This window comes from Sphingomonas sp. Mn802worker (assembly GCF_000382485.1).
In the GTDB taxonomy this organism is placed as follows: domain Bacteria; phylum Pseudomonadota; class Alphaproteobacteria; order Sphingomonadales; family Sphingomonadaceae; genus Sphingomonas.
The window spans coordinates 197957-212901 of the sequence record NZ_AORY01000012.1 but is presented as its reverse complement, the minus strand read 5'-3'; the positions used below and the strand labels follow the sequence as shown (position 1 = coordinate 212901).

Sequence of the window (14945 nt, the reverse complement as noted above, 5' to 3'; positions counted from 1 at the left end):
GAACCGTGCCTGCGACTGAAGCGCTGGGCTGCAAGCGGGAGGGCAGGCGATTGCTGATGCAGGTGGAACAGGGCGACGGAGCGTCGTTGGTCGCGCGTTTGCGAGACGTAGTGCGCGTGTGGGATCATGCAAATGGCGACGAGGAGTTCCCGGCCGAGCGGCTGCGAACGCTGATCGACCTCGGTGCGACCTCGGCGTTTGTCACGCTGGACGGTGCGGCGGCGGCCGTCGATCTGCTCACGACGTTGCGCCTGATCGGTGGAGCAGACCTGAGCCTGGGTCGGATCTACGAAGGTCATGTCAACGCGGTGCAGCTCGTTCACGCTTATGGTGGTGCGACACAACGCGACGCACTGGCGCGCGATCTGGCGGCGGGGCGCGTATACGGCGTGTGGAACACCGAACCCGCACCCGGCATGAATGTCGAGGAGACGGGGCCGGGCACCTATCGTCTGTCCGGCGCCAAAAGCTTCGCGACGGGGGCGGGGCACATCGACCGGGCACTGATCACGGCACGGTGGCCGGACGGCACCAAGCAGATGGTGCTCGCCGATGTGTCGGAAGCGGGTGCGCGGGTCGACAACAGCGCGTGGCAGGTGCGCGGCATGCGCGGCACGAACAGCGGGACGCTTGATTTCAACGGCTTGGTCGTCAGCTCAGACGCATTGATCGGCGAAGCGGGTGATTACGAGCGCGAGCCGCGATTTTCCGCCGGCGCGTGGCGCTTTACCGCGGTGCAATTGGGTGCGGTCGAGGCGTTGCTTCGGCACTGGCGCGATCACCTGGTCGCCACGGGCAAGGCGAACGATTCGATTCAGCGCGCGCGGATTGGCGCGGCGATCGTCGCGACGCGCTCTGCCGCAACGTGGGTCGGCCGCGCGTCGCAGCTCGCCGAAGACGGCTCACCGAATGCGATCGCCCACGTGCTGATGACGCGCGGCGTGGTCGAGGAGGCAGGTCTGCTCGTGATGGAGGGAGCGGCGCGCGCGATCGGGACGGCATCGTTTTTTGCCGGCAGTCGCGTCGACCGGATCACGCGCGACCTGGGGCTGTACCTGCGCCAGCCGGTTCCCGATCAGGCCCGCGACCGCGCAGCGGCGGCGTGGATCGAGGCGGATCGCTGGGGCGACGATCCGTGGTGGTGATGCCGGGTCAGGCGAGCTGGCGGCGCACGTTACTGCGCGCGCGGCGTCTGTCGATCGCACAGGCGGCACGGGACGGCTGGCTGGTGCTTGCGCCGCACCCCGATGACGAGGCGCTGGGTGCGGGCGGGCTGATCGCGGGACTGTCGGCTTCAAGCGCGCGGCTATCGGTCGCATTCCTGACCGATGGTTCGGGCAGCCACGTCGGTGCGCCCGGATGGAGCGCCAAGCGGGTGGCGGCATTGCGCGCGGGCGAGGCGCGTGCGGCATTGCGCGTGCTTGGTTCCACAGCCACCCCAATGCTGCTCGGCTGGCGCGATGCTGCGCCGTATGCCGCCGACAGTGTGGCCTTCGGTCATACGGTCGACCGGCTGGTCGCGCATTGCCGGCGCGAGCGGCTGACGCGTGTGACGACCACCTGGGCCCATGATCCGCACTGCGATCATCAGGCTGCTGCCGCGGTGGCCTGCGCGGTTGCGCAGCGTCTTGGCACGACGCCGTTGTTCTACTGCGTGTGGGGATGGACCCGCGCCGATGTGGCGGAGCGGCTCGCCCGCGTCAGGCCGCTCGTCATCCGATCAAGCGCCCGGCGCGGGATCGAGCGGCGCGCGCTCGCGTGCCACCGCAGTCAGATGGGGGCGCGCATTACCGGCGCCCGCGACCGCTTTGTCCTGCCGCGGGCCATGCGGCGGCTGGTCGATCGGCGCTTCACCATACTGTTGGAGGAACGCGATGCGGCGTGATCGATCGATCGGGGCTGACTGGTTCGAGGGCCTGTTCGCCGAACAGGGCGACCCGTGGCATTTCGAGACGAGTGACTATGAGCGGGCCAAATACGATCACAGCCTGGCGAGCCTGCCACGAGAGCGGTACGCTGCCGCATTGGAGATCGGCTGCGCGAACGGTGTTCTGACGCAGCGGCTGGCGGCGCGCTGCGACGACCTGCTTGCGGTCGATGTATCGCAAACCGCGCTGGCGGCGGCGCAAGCGCGGTGCGCGGACCTGCCGCAGGTTCGCATCGAGCAGCGGCAAGTGCCCGGTGATGTGCCGCCGGGCTGCTTCGACCTCGTCGTCCTGTCCGAGGTGATCTATTATTGGGATCGCGCTGATCTCTCGCGCGCGGCCAATTACCTATCGGCGCATGTGGTCAGCGGCGGCGACCTGCTGCTGGTCCATTGGATCGGAGAGACGGACTATCCGCTGTCAGGCGACGAGGCCGTCGAGGGGCTGCGACGCCTGATGGGGAACGGTGTCGAGGTTGTCCATGCCGAGCGGCGGGAGCAATATCGGCTCGACTTGTGGCGGCGGGCGTAAACGACGCGCGCGGATCATGGCGCGAGCACGTGCGACCGCGTCGGGTAGCGTCAGGAAGCTGAGCTGGTCGTCTGCCGTCGCGCCTATCGGATCGAGCGCGGCTGGAACAGCGTAGGTCTCGTGCAGCGGGGCGGTCAGGTCCTGCGTGATCCAGCGTGCGAAAGCGTCGGCCATGCCGCCGGGTGCGCGGCCATTGAGCCGGCTGGAGGTGAAGACACGCACGTCGAGCGGGTGGCGGACGCGCCCGCCGGCCGCTCGAACCGCGGCGAACAACGCGCGATCCTCCGCCAGGGCAGGCGTCGGCGCGCCGCCGATGCGGCGATAGGTTTGAAGCGTCAACGCGATGCTTGCGCCGCCTTCGTAGAAGTGCCGCGGCCATGGATCGTATGGATCAGGCGACGCATCGGCGCGCAGCCAATCCAGCGCGGTGTAATAGCGACCGAGCAGGTTGAGCCGGCGCATCGCCTCATGCCCGAGTGCGCGGCGATCGTCGCGACGGGTCAGCGCGCGCCCGGCAACCGCATCCATGCCGCTGTCGAGATAAGCAACCGTGCGCGTGATCCAGTCGGGTGCGACACAGGTGTCGGCGTCGCTCGACATCAGCACGTCGGTGTCGGCGCTGAGTGCGTCGGCCGCGGCATCGAAGGCGAGCCGGCGCGCCCAGCCGGCATGGCGGAAGCGCGGAAGCAACGTCACCGCACGCGGCCGCAGCGTCGCGTGGCGCAGCTGCGTGTCGGCAAGCACGCGCGACGTCGCGTCGGCGCAATTGTTGGCGACCACAACGATCGTCACCGCGCCGCCGAACCGACCCGCTGCCTGGTCGAGCGCTGCGAGGCAGACGGGCAGGCAGGCGGCTTCGTCCCTCGCCGGCAGCGCCACAGCGACGCGGGGTAGGGGATCGTTCATGGCCGACATGTTGGCATCGACGATCGGCGTAGAGCGACGGGCGTCTGCCGACAACAGACGTGGATCAAGGTCGGTGCTTGTCCGCTGCATGTGCTGCCGCCATAGCCCGCCACTCTCTGACGGACCGTCTCTCTATGTCGAACCTTCGTGCCATAGGGCTGGACTTCGGGACCACCAACACGGTGGCGGCGATGGTCGAGGATCGAGCGCAGCCGCCGCGTCTGCTGCCACTCGACCGCGTGCAGGCTAGCGAGGTGTTCCGATCCGCCTTGTGCTTCTGGCAGGACGAGGATGCACCCGATGGGTTGATGGTGGAGGCCGGACCTGCGGCGATCCGCGAGTATTTGGAATATCCGGACGGCAGCCGGTTCCTGCAATCGTTCAAATCGGTGGCGGCGAGTGCGTCGTTCGACAGCGCCCCGGTCTTCAACAAGCGATATCGTTTCGAAGAGCTGGGACAGTTTTTTCTCGACCGGGTTGCCGAGAGCGCGGAGGGAGCGTTCGCACACCTTGATCGGCTGATTGTCGGACGGCCGGTACGATATGCGGGAGCGCGACCCGATGCGGCGCTGGCGCGTGAACGCTACGATGCGATGTTCGCCGGGCGGGGGCGGAAATCCACTACGTCTACGAACCGCTTGCGGCCGCATACAGCTATGCCGCACGCGTCAGCGAACCCGCGACGTTGCTGGTGGCCGATTTCGGTGGCGGCACGAGTGATTTTTCGGTGGTGCGTATCGAGCGTGCGGGCGAGTCGCGCCGATGCCTGCCGCTCGGTCATGCCGGCGTCGGTATCGCGGGTGACCGCTTCGACTATCGCATCATCGACCGGCTGGTGCTGCCGCTGCTCGGCAAGGGCAGCGCTTATCGCTCATTCGACAAGCTGCTCGAGATACCGGGCGGCTATTTCGCCGATTTCGGCGACTGGTCGAAGCTCGCGCTGATGCGCAACCGGCGTACGCTGGCAGAACTGGAGCGGCTGCAGCGCAGCGCGGTCGACCCGGATGCGATCGGGCGCATGATCGCGATCATCGAGCACGAGCTTGGCTTTCCCTTGTACGACGCGGTAGGTCGATTGAAGCGTGCGCTGTCGTCGGCCGACAGCGCCGAGTTTCGCTTCGCCGGCGGCGGGCTTGACATCGCCGCGCACGTGGCGCGAGCCGACTTCGAGCAGTGGATTGCCGACGACGTTTCGCGCATGGCGCAAGCGGTCGACGAGGCGCTGGCCGATGCTGGCGTCGACGCAAGCGCGGTCGACCGCGTTTTCCTGACCGGCGGCACCTCGCTGGTGCCCGCTGTGCGTCGATTGTTCGAGCAGCGCTTCGGCCGAGAGCGGATCGACGCGGGGGGCGAACTGACCTCGATCGCGCACGGACTGGCGCTGATCGCGCAGTCGGACGACGTATCGGGCTGGGCAATTTAACGGCCGGTGATCAAGGCAGAAGTAAGTTTGGGCGTGTAGATGTCATCAGGTAGATCACATCGTTGATGCGGCGACCTATCTGGATGCAGCGGTGTGAATTGCTGACCAGGCCATGGTATTTGGGCAAATGAACCTGTTGAACTGCGAGCTTCTCGACCTGCGCGCGTTGGTGGCGATCGCCGATGGCAAGAGCTTCCTGCGTGCGGCCGAGCAGTTGCACCTGTCGCAGCCCGCGCTGAGCCGGCGGGTGCAGAAGCTGGAGGCGACGGTCGGCACCCAGTTGCTCGAGCGCACGACGCGCAGCGTGCGGCTGACGCCGGCGGGGCAGGAGATCGTGCCGCTGCTACGCCGCCTGCTCGACGAGATGGACGGCTCGCTGTTGAGCACGATGGCGCTCGGCGAGCGACAGGCCGGTCGGCTGACGATCGCAAGCATTCCGAGCGCGACCGTCCGCTTCCTGCCCGCCGCACTTGAGCGGTTTGCGCAGGATTACCGCAACTACCGCGTTCGCCTGCTCGACCTGTCAGCGACCGAATGTGCGCAGGCGGTGCGCACCGGCGAGGCCGAGCTGGCGATCACCTTGCCCGTATCGCTCGATGCCGACCTGACGTTTGAGCCGCTGACCGACGATCCCTACGGGCTGGTCTGTCGCCGCGATGACCCGCTGGCGGCGATCGATGCGCCGCGGTGGAGCGACCTGGCCGGGCGGCGGCTGGTGACGGTGCACCGCGGCAGCGGTAATCGCACGTTGCTTGAGGCTGGACTGGCGCGTGCAGGGGTCGAGCTCAGATGGTTCTACGAGGTGACGCGGCTATCCTCTGCGCTGGCGCTGGTGGATGCGGGGCTGGGCCCGTCCGTGCTGCCGCGGCTGGCGTGCCAGGGGCCGGATGCGCGCGACCTTGTCTGGCGGGCGATCAAGGGGGCGGAGATCGTGCGGACGATCGGTGTCTTGCGCCGTCCTTCGGTCACGCTGTCGCCCGCCGCCGAGCGGTTGACGGCGCTACTCGCGGCGGGCTGGGGCGAGCGGTGAAGGCGCGAGTGCGCCTGCCCAGCGCGTGATCAGCAGCGAGGCGGAGACGTTGGCGCTGGCGCTGGTCAACGCGCGTATCTCGGACAGGAAGCGATCAACCGCGATCAGCATCGCGGCCGCGCCGACCGGCACATCGGGCAGCAGCGCGAGCGTGAGGAGCAGCGCGGAAAAACCGCTGCCGGTGACGCCCGCGGCGGCCTTCGACGTGACCAGCATGACGAGCAGGTAAGTCGCCAGACGCTGCGGTGACAGGGCCAGGCCGAGCGCGTCGGCGAGGAACAGGGTGGCGACCACCAGATAGACTGCGGTGCCGGCGAGATTGAGCGAATAGCCGAGTGGGACCGTCAGTCCGACGATGCTGCGCGGGCAGCCGAGCGCCTCCAGCTTCTCGATCAGGCGCGGCAGCACGACCTCGGTCGAGGAGGTGCCGAGGATGATGAGCAACTCGTCGCGGAACGTCCGCAAGAGCAGCAGCGGACCGATGCCGGTGACCATGCGCACCAGCGCAAGTAGCAGCGTGACCAGCAAGGCGCAGGCGAGCGCAAGCGCGGCGGCGAGGTGGCCGAGCGAACCGAGGAAGACGAGCCCGTAGGTGCCGACCGTATAGGCGATGGCGCCGAACGCCCCGACCGGTGCAGCGCGGGTCAGAAAGCCGAAGATGACGAACTGCAGGCGTGTCAGCGCCTCGATCGCGCGAACGATCGGCGCACCGGCCTCCCCGATGCGCAGCAGCCCGAAGCCGACCAGTGCTGCGACGAACAATATCGGCAACACGTCGCCCGCGGTGAAGGCGGAGAACAACGTATCCGGCACCATCCGCACGAGGAAGTCGCCGGGGCCGGTGACGTATCGGCCGGCGAACTGGTGTTCAAGCGCGCTCGCGGCGGCGGCGTAGGGCGCCAGCGGTAGTCCGCGTCCGGGATGCAGCAGCAATGCGACGCCTAGTCCTAGTGCCAGCGCCGCTACGGTGATGGCGAGGAAGACCAGCAGGCTGCGCAGCAGGGTGGCGCCGGTGTCGCGCGCCGCGCCATGCCGCACGATCCCCTCGACGATGGTGCAGAACAGGACCGGCGGCACCATCATTCGCATCGCCTTGACGAACGCGACCCCGAGCGGTCCGAGCTCGCGTCCCCACGTCGGCGCCAGATAGCCGACCGCGGTGCCGGCGACGATGCCGAGCAGCAATTGCACATGAAGACGCTTGAACGCGTGCAGAAAAGACCTCCGAGCAGAACAGTTATGCGCGCAGCGCAATTAGCGCACCGATCATTGCATTTGAACGCGGGGCTCCTGGCGATGCTTAGTGCCCGGCGAAGCCATCAGGCTCAAGTCTGACTTGCGAATGAGAGCGCGCCGACAAGCGGGCCCGACACGAGAGGAATGCGTGATGGAAACTGTACTCAGGATCAAAGGCGGGCGGATGAGGGCTGCCAGCTTCTCGTTGCTGTTCGGCCTGTCGCTGTTCGGCGGCGTCGTCGCTGCACCCCTTGAGGCGCGCAAGACGCAGGCAAAGGCGACTGTTCGCGAAGTCCATGTCGTCACCTCTGGTGCGTTCACCGCCGCGTTCAAGGCGCTGGCGAAGAAGTATCAGCGCGAGACCGGCGTGCGGGTCGTGACCGAACATGGCCCGTCGATGGGCGACACACCGCAGGCGATCCCGAACCGCCTGGCGCGACACGAGGAGGCTGACGTCGTCATTCTCGCGCGCGGCGGGCTGGACAAGCTGGTCGAGCAGGGCCGCGTCGCGTGCGGCAGCGCGGTCGATCTCGGATTGTCGAAGATCGCGGTGGCGGTGCGCGCGGGTGCGCCGGTGCCCGACATTTCGACCACCGACGCGGTGCGCGCGACCCTGCTCCACGCCAAATCGGTCGCGTGGTCCGACAGCGCGTCCGGCGTGTACATTCAGTCGACGATGCTCGACCGGTTGGGCATCGCGGACGAGGTCCGTCCAAAGGGGCGGATGATCCCGGCCACCCCGGTGGGTACGATCGTCGCGCGCGGCGAAGCCGAGCTCGGCTTCCAGCAATTGAGCGAGTTGAAGCCGGTCAAGGGCATCCGCATCGTGGGCCTGCTGCCCGACGCATTGCAGAAGGTGACGCCCTTCTCCGCCGGCATGGTTTCCTATTCCACCCACCCGGGCGAGGCGCGTGCGCTGATCGCCTATCTGTCCTCCCCCCGGGCCTTTCCGATCATCCGCGACAGCGGACTGGAACCCGCGGCGCAAAAGGCCAAGCCATGACCCAGGCGTATGCATCACCCACTGTCTCATCGGCGATCGGAGCGTCAGCCGCCGCGCCGATCTCCCCTGAGCGCAAGCGATCGGCGTTGAAGTCGATCTTCATCGTCGCCAGCGGCAACTTCCTCGAAATGTTCGATTTCATGGTGTTCGGCTATTATGCCACGTACATCGCGAAGGCGTTCTTTCCGACCGGCAGCGAGTTCGCCTCGCTGATGCTGACATTGATGACGTTCGGCGCCGGCTTCCTGATGCGGCCGGTCGGCGCGCTGGTGCTGGGTGCCTATATCGATCGTCACGGGCGACGGCAGGGTCTGCTGCTAACGCTCGGGTTGATGGCGCTCGGCACGCTCGCGATCGCGATCACGCCGACCTACGCGCAGATCGGCGTTGCCGCGCCTATCATCATCCTGCTGGGGCGACTCGTGCAGGGTCTGTCCGCGGGCGTCGAGGTGGGCGGGGTGTCGGTCTACCTGAACGAGATCGCGCCGCCCAACCGCAAAGGCTTCTTCTGTTCGTGGCAATCGGCCAGCCAGCAGGCGGCGGTGGTATTCGCCGCGTTGATCGGGCTGCTGGTGTCGACCAGCCTTGATGCCGATACGATGCAGGCGTGGGGCTGGCGTATCCCGTTCATCATCGGTTGCGTGATGATCCCGTTCCTGTTCGTCATCCGCCGTCACATGGAGGAGACGGACGTGTTCCTGAAGCGCAAGGAGCATCCTAAGCTCGGCACAATCCTGCGCACCGTCGGCGGCAATTGGGGCATCGTGCTGCAGGGTACGCTGATGGCGGTGATGACCACCGTCTTCTTCTACATGATCACCGCTTACACCCCCACGTTCGGGAACAAGGTACTGTCGCTCACGCCGGGTGCGAGCCTGTTCGTCACCGCCTGCGTCGGCCTTACCAATTTCGTGCTGCTGCCGGTCATGGGCGCTTTGTCGGACCGGGTCGGGCGCATGCCGCTGCTGATCACCGCGACCGTGCTGGGTGCGGTGCTGGCCTATCCGCTGATGAGCTGGCTGGTGGCGGCGCCCAGCTTCGGGCGGCTGCTGACGGTCGAACTGCTGCTGGCGGCGATCTATGCGACGTATAACGGCGCGTTCATCGTCTATTTGACCGAGGTGATCCCGGCGCATGTCCGCACCGTCGGCTTCAGCCTGGCCTACAGCCTCGCGACCGCGATCTTCGGCGGCTTCACGCCGGCGATCAGCACCGCGCTGATCGGCGCGACGGGCGACAAGGCGATTCCCGGCGCATGGTGCGCCGCCGCCGCTTTGCTGTCGCTGCTGTCGCTGGTGATTGGGTCACGCTTGGCCAAGCGCGCGTAGCGCTGGCCCCCTCGGCCGTTCGCCGGGTGCGCGGCGGCCGGTCTCTTCAAAGGATCCATGTCGATGCTACGAGCAGCGGCGCTTGTCCTCGGCGCGAGCATGGCGGTGCCTGCCTACGCGCAAGTCGACGACGATGTCGCCAGACTGACCCGCCTGGTCGAGGCGCAGCAGGCACAGATCGCCAAGCTGGAAGCACGGCTCGCCGTGGTCGAGGAGGGCAAGGCGGTAGAGGCGACTCAGGTCGCTCAGTCTGCGGCAGCGCCGGCGCCTGCGCCGTCGACAAAGACCGGATCGCCGCGGCGAATGCCGGCGCCGCTCGGCCAGGCGCTGCCGTCCGACGCGCACCCGCCGTCACTCGACGCGCGGCTCGCACGGATCGAGCGCGCGCAGCAGGGCAACGGCAGCGTCGACTGGTCGAAAGGCACGCCCGAGTTCACCAGCGCGGACGGCCGCTTCTCCTTTCGTCCGCGTGGGCGCATCCTGATCGATCTGGGCACGACGCGCGGTAGTGCAGTGCCGGCACGCAACGTTTCGGCGACGCAGGCGCGCTCGCTGCGGCTCGGCATTGAAGGTGCGGCCGGCACGCACCTATCATATTTGGTCGAGGGAGATTTCGCCGACAACGAAGTCGCGATCAAATCCGCCTATCTTGCCTGGACGACGCGCTTTCTGGGGCAACAGGCGGAGTTCGCGCTGGGTAACAGGCTGAACGATCGCGGGCTCGACGGATCGAGCGGGACGATCTCGGTGCCGTTCCTGGAACGCAACGTCGTCGGCGCGGGCATCATTCCGGTACGCGGCTTTTTCGGGCTGGGTGCGGCGGCACGCGTGTACGGCGACGGCTGGCATGTCGGGGTGCAGGTGTCGGGCGATGACATCAACAATCCCGGCAACGCGAGTGACGGGCTGACGATCGCCGGGCGCGCGCACTGGAACCCGGTCAAGACCCGCGAGTGGCTGTTGCACGTCGGTGCGTGGGGATTTCACGAGACGCTGGCGGACGACGTCACGCGCCCGACGCGCAGCATCGCGGTCGGCGGATTCTACAACGACGCACTACGGATCGCGCCCGGCACGTTCGCCGGGGCGGTTCGCGGTGACGGTTACGGGTTCGAGCTGGGCGCGTTTCACCGCTCGCTGTGGACCTACGGCGAATATGGTCGGCGCACACTGGAGGGTCGTGCCGGGTCAAGCACCACCCAGGATGCGTGGGCATGGTCGGCCGGCTGGTTCCTGACCGGCGAAACGCCGCCGTACCTCAGCCGCGGCGGCGTATGGAGCCGGCCAAAGGTGTTGCACCCCTTCACCAGCGGCGGCAGCGGCGCGATCGAGCTTGCCGCGCGCTACGAGGCGCTTGATTACAGCGATAACCCGACCGCAGGGCGCGGCACGGCGACGACGCTGGGCGTCAACTGGTACCTCAATAATTTTGTCCGGTTGCAGGTGAACGCGATCGATTGGACGGTGACCAATCCGTTGCCCGCAGGCATTGGCACCGATCACGGACAAAGTTTGATCGGTCGTGCTCAAGTCGCGTTCTAGGAGCGTCGGTAATTTCGAACGGATGGACAGGCATGCGGTGGCGACGGCGTAATCTCGCGTCGATGAGCGCGGACGTGGGTGACGGGCTGGCACCAGGCGTCGAGGCGATCACCGCCGGATCGGTGAAGCAGCCGGAGGTGGCGGCTGCGATGCCGGCGGCCGCCGCGCGCGGGTACCGCGTCACCGCGCTGGTGGTCGCGTCCGCGCTGTTCATGCAGCAACTCGACGGCACGGTGCTGACGGTGGCGCTGCCGACGATGGCGCGTGACCTGGGTACGCCCGCGACCAGCCTCAGCCTGGCGCTGACCAGCTATCTGCTCGCGCTGGCGCTATTCATTCCGGCGAGCGGGACGCTGGCCGATCGCTTCGGCTCGCGCTCGATCTTCTGCGGGGCGATCATCGTGTTCCTGCTCGGCTCGGTTGCGTGCGCGCGGTCCGACAGCCTTGCGATGCTGGTCGCGGCGCGCTTCGTGCAGGGGATCGGCGGCGCGATGATGGTGCCGGTCGGGCGGCTCGTGCTGCTTCGCAGCGTCGCCAAGGAGGACATGGTGCAGGCGTTGTCGTGGCTGGTCATGCCGGCACTCGCGGGGCCGATCCTCGGCCCGCCGCTCGGCGGATTGATCGTCACGACGCTCGACTGGCGCTGGATCTTCTACCTCAACCTGCCGATCGGCGTGGCTGGCGTGGTCGGGGCGTGGCTGCTGGTGCCCGACGTGCGCGGCGACGCGCGGGTTCGGTTCGACCGGCTTGGCTTTGTGCAATCGGGGCTGGCGCTCGGCTGCCTGTTGTTCGGGTTCGAGCTGTCGAGTCGGCCGGGGACGGGCAGGGTCGCGATCGCGCTGCTGGCGGCGGGCGTGCTGCTGGCGCTGGCGTACGTCCGCCACGCCAGGCGGGTCGCGGACCCGATCCTCGATCCCACGCTGATGCGCGTGCCGACGTTCCGCCTGTCGGTGATCGCGGGGTCACTGACGCGGATCACGCAGGGTGCACAGCCGTTCCTGCTGCCGTTGATGTTCCAGCTCGGCTTCGGCCTGTCGGCGGCGACGACGGGCTTGATCACGATGGCAGGCGCGATCGGCGCGCTGGCGATGAAGGCGCTCGCGCCGCGCGTGCTCAGGCGCTGGGGATTCCGCGACAGCCTGATCGTGTCGGGCATCGCCAGCAGCCTCGGCTATGCGACCTGCGCCTTCTTCCGCCCCGACTGGCCGATCGCGGTGATCGTCGCGGTGCTGGGGCTCTCGGGCTTCTTCACCTCGTTCCAGTTCACCGGCTACAATGCGGTCGCCTATGCCGACGTGGAGCCGACGCGGATGAGCGCGGCGACGAGCTTCTACGCGACGTTCCAGCAACTGACGCTGTCACTCGGCATCTGCACCGCGGCGACGATCCTGGAGATCGGCACCGCGATCGGAGGAAAGGGCGTGCCGACGCTCGACACCTTCTCGGTCGCGTTCGTGACCGTTGCGGTGATCTCGATGTCGGCACTGGTGTGGAACCGGCGCTTCGACCCCGATGCCGGTGCGGCGATGAGCGGGCATCGGTCAGCGCCATGAGCAGGGTCAGTCGCTGGCCTGACCCACCGTCACGAAGGAGTTGATCGAGCGTGGATCTGCATCACTGACGATGTGCAGCTTTGGTGGTCAGGCCGTCATAGGTAATGACCTATCGGTCTGATGCTGTGCGGGGCACCTTGAGACCGCCGCCCGCACATCGATGGGAGCCGACCCTAGTTGCGCCTGATGACGAGGTTCCTGATTTCCGTCATGTCCTCCATCGCGAAGCGGACGCCTTCGCGGCCTAGGCCGGAGTCCTTGACACCGCCATAGGGCATGTTGTCGACGCGGTAACTGGGAACGTCGTTGATGACGACGCCGCCGACATCGAGCCGGTCCCATGCGTCGAGCGCCTTGAACAGGTCGCGCGTGAAGATACCGGCCTGCAAGCCGAAGCGGCTGTCGTTGACGATGTCGAACGCTTCATCGATCGAGGAGAAGCGCTGGAGGAACGCGACCGGGCCGAACGCTTCGTCAACGTTGAGTTGCGCGGCGGGGTCGACATCCTCCAACAGCGTCGGCGTGAGCATCGCACCGCGACGCTCGCCACCGCACAACAGGCGCGCGCCGGTGGCGACCGCCTCAGCGATCCATTGCTCCAGCCGTGTCGCTTCGCCCTCCGAGATCATCGGGCCGACGAAGGTGTCGCGCTCCTTCGGATCGCCGCAGACGAGCGCTGACGTGTGCTCGACCAGCATGGCGCGCACACGGTCGTAGATGTCGGCATGGATCAGGATGCGCTGCACGCCGATGCAGCTTTGTCCCGATTGGTAGAAGGCGCCGAAGATCACGCGCGTGACCGCATCCTCCAGGTCGGCGTCATGATCGATCACCACCGCCGCGTTACCGCCGAGTTCCAGCGTTACCTTCTTCTTCCCTGCGCGCGCCTTCAGGTCCCAGCCGACATCCGGCGAGCCGGTGAAGCTCAGCAGCTTCAGCCGGTCGTCGGTGGTGAACAGGTCTGCGCCGTCGCGGCTCGCCGGCAGGATCGAGAAGGCGCCGGGCGGCAGGTTCGTTTCGGCGAGAACATCGCCGATGATCAGCGCGCCGAGCGGCGTTCGGCTGGCAGGCTTCATGACGAAGGGACAGCCGACCGCGAGCGCGGGCGCGATCTTGTGTGCGGCAAGATTGAGCGGGAAGTTAAAGGGCGAGATGAAGCTGCACGGTCCGATCGGCACGCGCTTCCACATGCCCTGGTAGCCGCGCGCGCGGGCCGAGATGTCGAGCGGCTGTACCTCGCCCGTCATGCGCACGGCCTCTTCCGCGGCGATGCGGAACGTGTCGATCAGGCGCGATACCTCGCCCTCGCTGTCACGGATCGGCTTGCCCGCCTCGACGCAGAGCGCATAGGCAAGCTCGTCGGCGCGCGCGCGAAAGCGATCGACGCAATGTTGCAGCACGGCCTGCCGCTCGAACGACGCCATGCGCGCCATCGGCTGGGCCGCCTTCACCGCACCCGCGATCGCCTCGTCGATCATCGCCGCGTCGGCCTGCGCCACGCGGAAGGCGACTTCGCCGGTGAATTTGTCGGTGACGGCCAGGTCGGTGTTGGGCTGGGCCGGACGGTTGTTGAGAAACAGCGGGTAGGTGGTCTGCAAGATGCTCATGCTGGTCTCACGAAGGTAGGGCAGGGCACGACGCGTGGTGCTTGGTTAGTGAGTGGCGGTATGCTCGCCGATGATGCACACGGGGCAATCCTCCTGAACCGCGCCCTTTATCGCATCGACCATGCGAGTCAGCAGCGCGGCGCGGTTGGTCAGAATTTGACCGCCGACGGTGGCGCGCGCGCCGGCTTGGCTGACCGCGATCGACACGGCCTCGGCCAACGGATTGATGACAGGAATGCAAGAGGCGGCGGCGACAGTAGCGGCGATGGGCGACATGCAGGTGCAGCCGAGCATCACGGCATCGGCTCCCTCAAGCCGCGCAGCGTTCACGGCGGTGTTCACCGCAGTGACGATCGCCGGCGCGCCGCGATCAACTTCGGCAAGGTAGCCGTCAGGACCGGACACACGGGCGATGACGTTCTCGATACCGACATTGTGGATGCCGAGGCATCGCTCGCGCAGTCCGTACCGCGATAGCAGCGCTTCGGGTACGAAGTTCATCGAGGCAGGCCAGACAGTCACGATCGCGAAACGTCCGACTGCGGCGGCCGCGCGCAGGCCGCTTTCCCCAGCGCCGACTGCGGGAAGCGCCAGTGCGGCGCGGAGCGCGTCAAGGCCGTAGTCGCCGACGCTGTCGATCACGACCGCGTCGGCGCCTGCCGCGGCGGCACGCAGCCCGGCCTCAAGGTGCCCGATCGCCTGCATGTCGCGCTCGACCGGCGTGGAGGGGAATACACCGACGTGAGACCGCCATGCGGTCAGCCGCGTCCCGACCGGAAGTGCGGTGTGCAGTTCCGGTCGTACTCCCCCGCCGATCCCGGGGACGGTGCCGAGCAACGCAAGGTGCATGAGCGCGGTCGC

The 14945-nt window shown here is 67.4% G+C and carries 12 protein-coding genes and 1 pseudogene; 9 read left to right on the top strand and 4 right to left on the bottom strand.

Annotated features, from left to right (window positions below):
* Positions 1–5 precede the first annotated feature (5 nt).
* The 3 genes from SMN802W_RS16930 to SMN802W_RS0110985 are packed head-to-tail and all read left to right on the top strand — an operon-like array spanning position 6 to position 2456.
* Positions 6–1145, top strand: a complete 1140-nt coding sequence (locus SMN802W_RS16930; RefSeq protein WP_156818847.1) for an acyl-CoA dehydrogenase — start codon at positions 6–8, stop codon at positions 1143–1145.
* The gene (locus SMN802W_RS17620) at positions 1145–1885 is read left to right on the top strand and encodes a PIG-L deacetylase family protein (protein ID WP_238560197.1); all 741 of its coding nucleotides are present in this window, start codon (positions 1145–1147) and stop codon (positions 1883–1885) included. Before SMN802W_RS16930 ends, SMN802W_RS17620 begins: the two co-directional genes overlap by 1 nt.
* The gene (locus SMN802W_RS0110985; protein ID WP_019516957.1) at positions 1875–2456 is read left to right on the top strand and encodes an SAM-dependent methyltransferase; all 582 of its coding nucleotides are present in this window, start codon (positions 1875–1877) and stop codon (positions 2454–2456) included. Before SMN802W_RS17620 ends, SMN802W_RS0110985 begins: the two co-directional genes overlap by 11 nt.
* On the opposite strand, the gene SMN802W_RS16920 is transcribed toward SMN802W_RS0110985, so the two are convergent.
* Positions 2346–3452 (bottom strand): glycosyltransferase, encoded by a 1107-nt coding sequence (locus SMN802W_RS16920; protein ID WP_051083584.1) that lies wholly within the window; start codon positions 3450–3452, stop codon positions 2346–2348. The two genes, SMN802W_RS0110985 and SMN802W_RS16920, sit on opposite strands and share 111 nt — an antisense overlap.
* Before the next feature lie 44 nt (positions 3453–3496).
* Between SMN802W_RS16920 and SMN802W_RS16915 the strand changes: the two are divergent.
* Both SMN802W_RS16915 and SMN802W_RS0110970 read left to right on the top strand, forming a co-directional pair.
* A pseudogene (locus tag SMN802W_RS16915) lies at positions 3497–4785 on the top strand (Hsp70 family protein).
* Between the two features lie 127 nt (positions 4786–4912).
* On the top strand, positions 4913–5815 hold the full coding sequence (locus SMN802W_RS0110970; protein ID WP_019516955.1) for a LysR family transcriptional regulator: 903 nt from the start codon (positions 4913–4915) through the stop codon (positions 5813–5815).
* On the opposite strand, the gene SMN802W_RS16910 is transcribed toward SMN802W_RS0110970, so the two are convergent.
* On the bottom strand, positions 5786–7006 hold the full coding sequence (locus SMN802W_RS16910) for a cation:dicarboxylate symporter family transporter (RefSeq protein WP_019516954.1): 1221 nt from the start codon (positions 7004–7006) through the stop codon (positions 5786–5788). The two genes, SMN802W_RS0110970 and SMN802W_RS16910, sit on opposite strands and share 30 nt — an antisense overlap.
* A 229-nt stretch (positions 7007–7235) precedes the next feature.
* Here SMN802W_RS16910 and SMN802W_RS0110960 point away from each other — a divergent pair, with 229 nt between their 5' ends.
* The 4 genes from SMN802W_RS0110960 to SMN802W_RS0110945 all read left to right on the top strand — a co-directional run bounded on the left by SMN802W_RS0110960 (position 7236) and on the right by SMN802W_RS0110945 (position 12477).
* Positions 7236–8054, top strand: coding sequence for a substrate-binding domain-containing protein (locus tag SMN802W_RS0110960; RefSeq protein ID WP_083925728.1), 819 nt, complete (start codon positions 7236–7238; stop codon positions 8052–8054).
* On the top strand, positions 8051–9382 hold the full coding sequence (locus SMN802W_RS0110955) for an MFS transporter (RefSeq protein ID WP_083925726.1): 1332 nt from the start codon (positions 8051–8053) through the stop codon (positions 9380–9382). The genes SMN802W_RS0110960 and SMN802W_RS0110955 overlap by 4 nt, the downstream gene beginning before the upstream one ends.
* 63 nt (positions 9383–9445) lie before the next feature.
* Positions 9446–10924 (top strand): OprO/OprP family phosphate-selective porin, encoded by a 1479-nt coding sequence (locus tag SMN802W_RS0110950; RefSeq protein WP_162140013.1) that lies wholly within the window; start codon positions 9446–9448, stop codon positions 10922–10924.
* A gap of 32 nt (positions 10925–10956) precedes the next feature.
* A complete protein-coding gene (locus SMN802W_RS0110945) occupies positions 10957–12477 on the top strand; it encodes an MDR family MFS transporter (protein ID WP_019516950.1) in 1521 nt (506 codons plus the stop codon).
* A 173-nt stretch (positions 12478–12650) separates the two neighbouring features.
* Here the strand turns inward: SMN802W_RS0110945 and SMN802W_RS0110940 are convergent, their stop codons facing one another.
* Together SMN802W_RS0110940 and SMN802W_RS0110935 are read right to left on the bottom strand one after the other, a co-directional pair.
* On the bottom strand, positions 12651–14084 hold the full coding sequence (locus SMN802W_RS0110940) for an aldehyde dehydrogenase family protein (RefSeq protein ID WP_019516949.1): 1434 nt from the start codon (positions 14082–14084) through the stop codon (positions 12651–12653).
* A gap of 45 nt (positions 14085–14129) precedes the next feature.
* Complete coding sequence (locus tag SMN802W_RS0110935) at positions 14130–14933, bottom strand: aspartate/glutamate racemase family protein (RefSeq protein WP_019516948.1); 804 nt, start codon at positions 14931–14933, stop codon at positions 14130–14132.
* Positions 14934–14945 lie beyond the last annotated feature (12 nt).

Coding starts and splice junctions, on each gene's coding strand:
- SMN802W_RS17620 (WP_238560197.1), top strand. CDS start 1,145: ATGCCGGGTCAGGCGAGCTGGCGGCGCACGTTACTGCGCGCGCGGCGT.
- SMN802W_RS0110970 (WP_019516955.1), top strand. CDS start 4,913: ATGAACCTGTTGAACTGCGAGCTTCTCGACCTGCGCGCGTTGGTGGCG.
- SMN802W_RS0110955 (WP_083925726.1), top strand. CDS start 8,051: ATGACCCAGGCGTATGCATCACCCACTGTCTCATCGGCGATCGGAGCG.
- SMN802W_RS0110985 (WP_019516957.1), top strand. CDS start 1,875: ATGCGGCGTGATCGATCGATCGGGGCTGACTGGTTCGAGGGCCTGTTC.
- SMN802W_RS0110950 (WP_162140013.1), top strand. CDS start 9,446: ATGCTACGAGCAGCGGCGCTTGTCCTCGGCGCGAGCATGGCGGTGCCT.
- SMN802W_RS0110940 (WP_019516949.1), bottom strand. CDS start 14,084: ATGAGCATCTTGCAGACCACCTACCCGCTGTTTCTCAACAACCGTCCG.
- SMN802W_RS16920 (WP_051083584.1), bottom strand. CDS start 3,452: ATGCAGCGGACAAGCACCGACCTTGATCCACGTCTGTTGTCGGCAGAC.
- SMN802W_RS0110945 (WP_019516950.1), top strand. CDS start 10,957: ATGCGGTGGCGACGGCGTAATCTCGCGTCGATGAGCGCGGACGTGGGT.
- SMN802W_RS0110935 (WP_019516948.1), bottom strand. CDS start 14,933: ATGCACCTTGCGTTGCTCGGCACCGTCCCCGGGATCGGCGGGGGAGTA.
- SMN802W_RS0110960 (WP_083925728.1), top strand. CDS start 7,236: ATGAGGGCTGCCAGCTTCTCGTTGCTGTTCGGCCTGTCGCTGTTCGGC.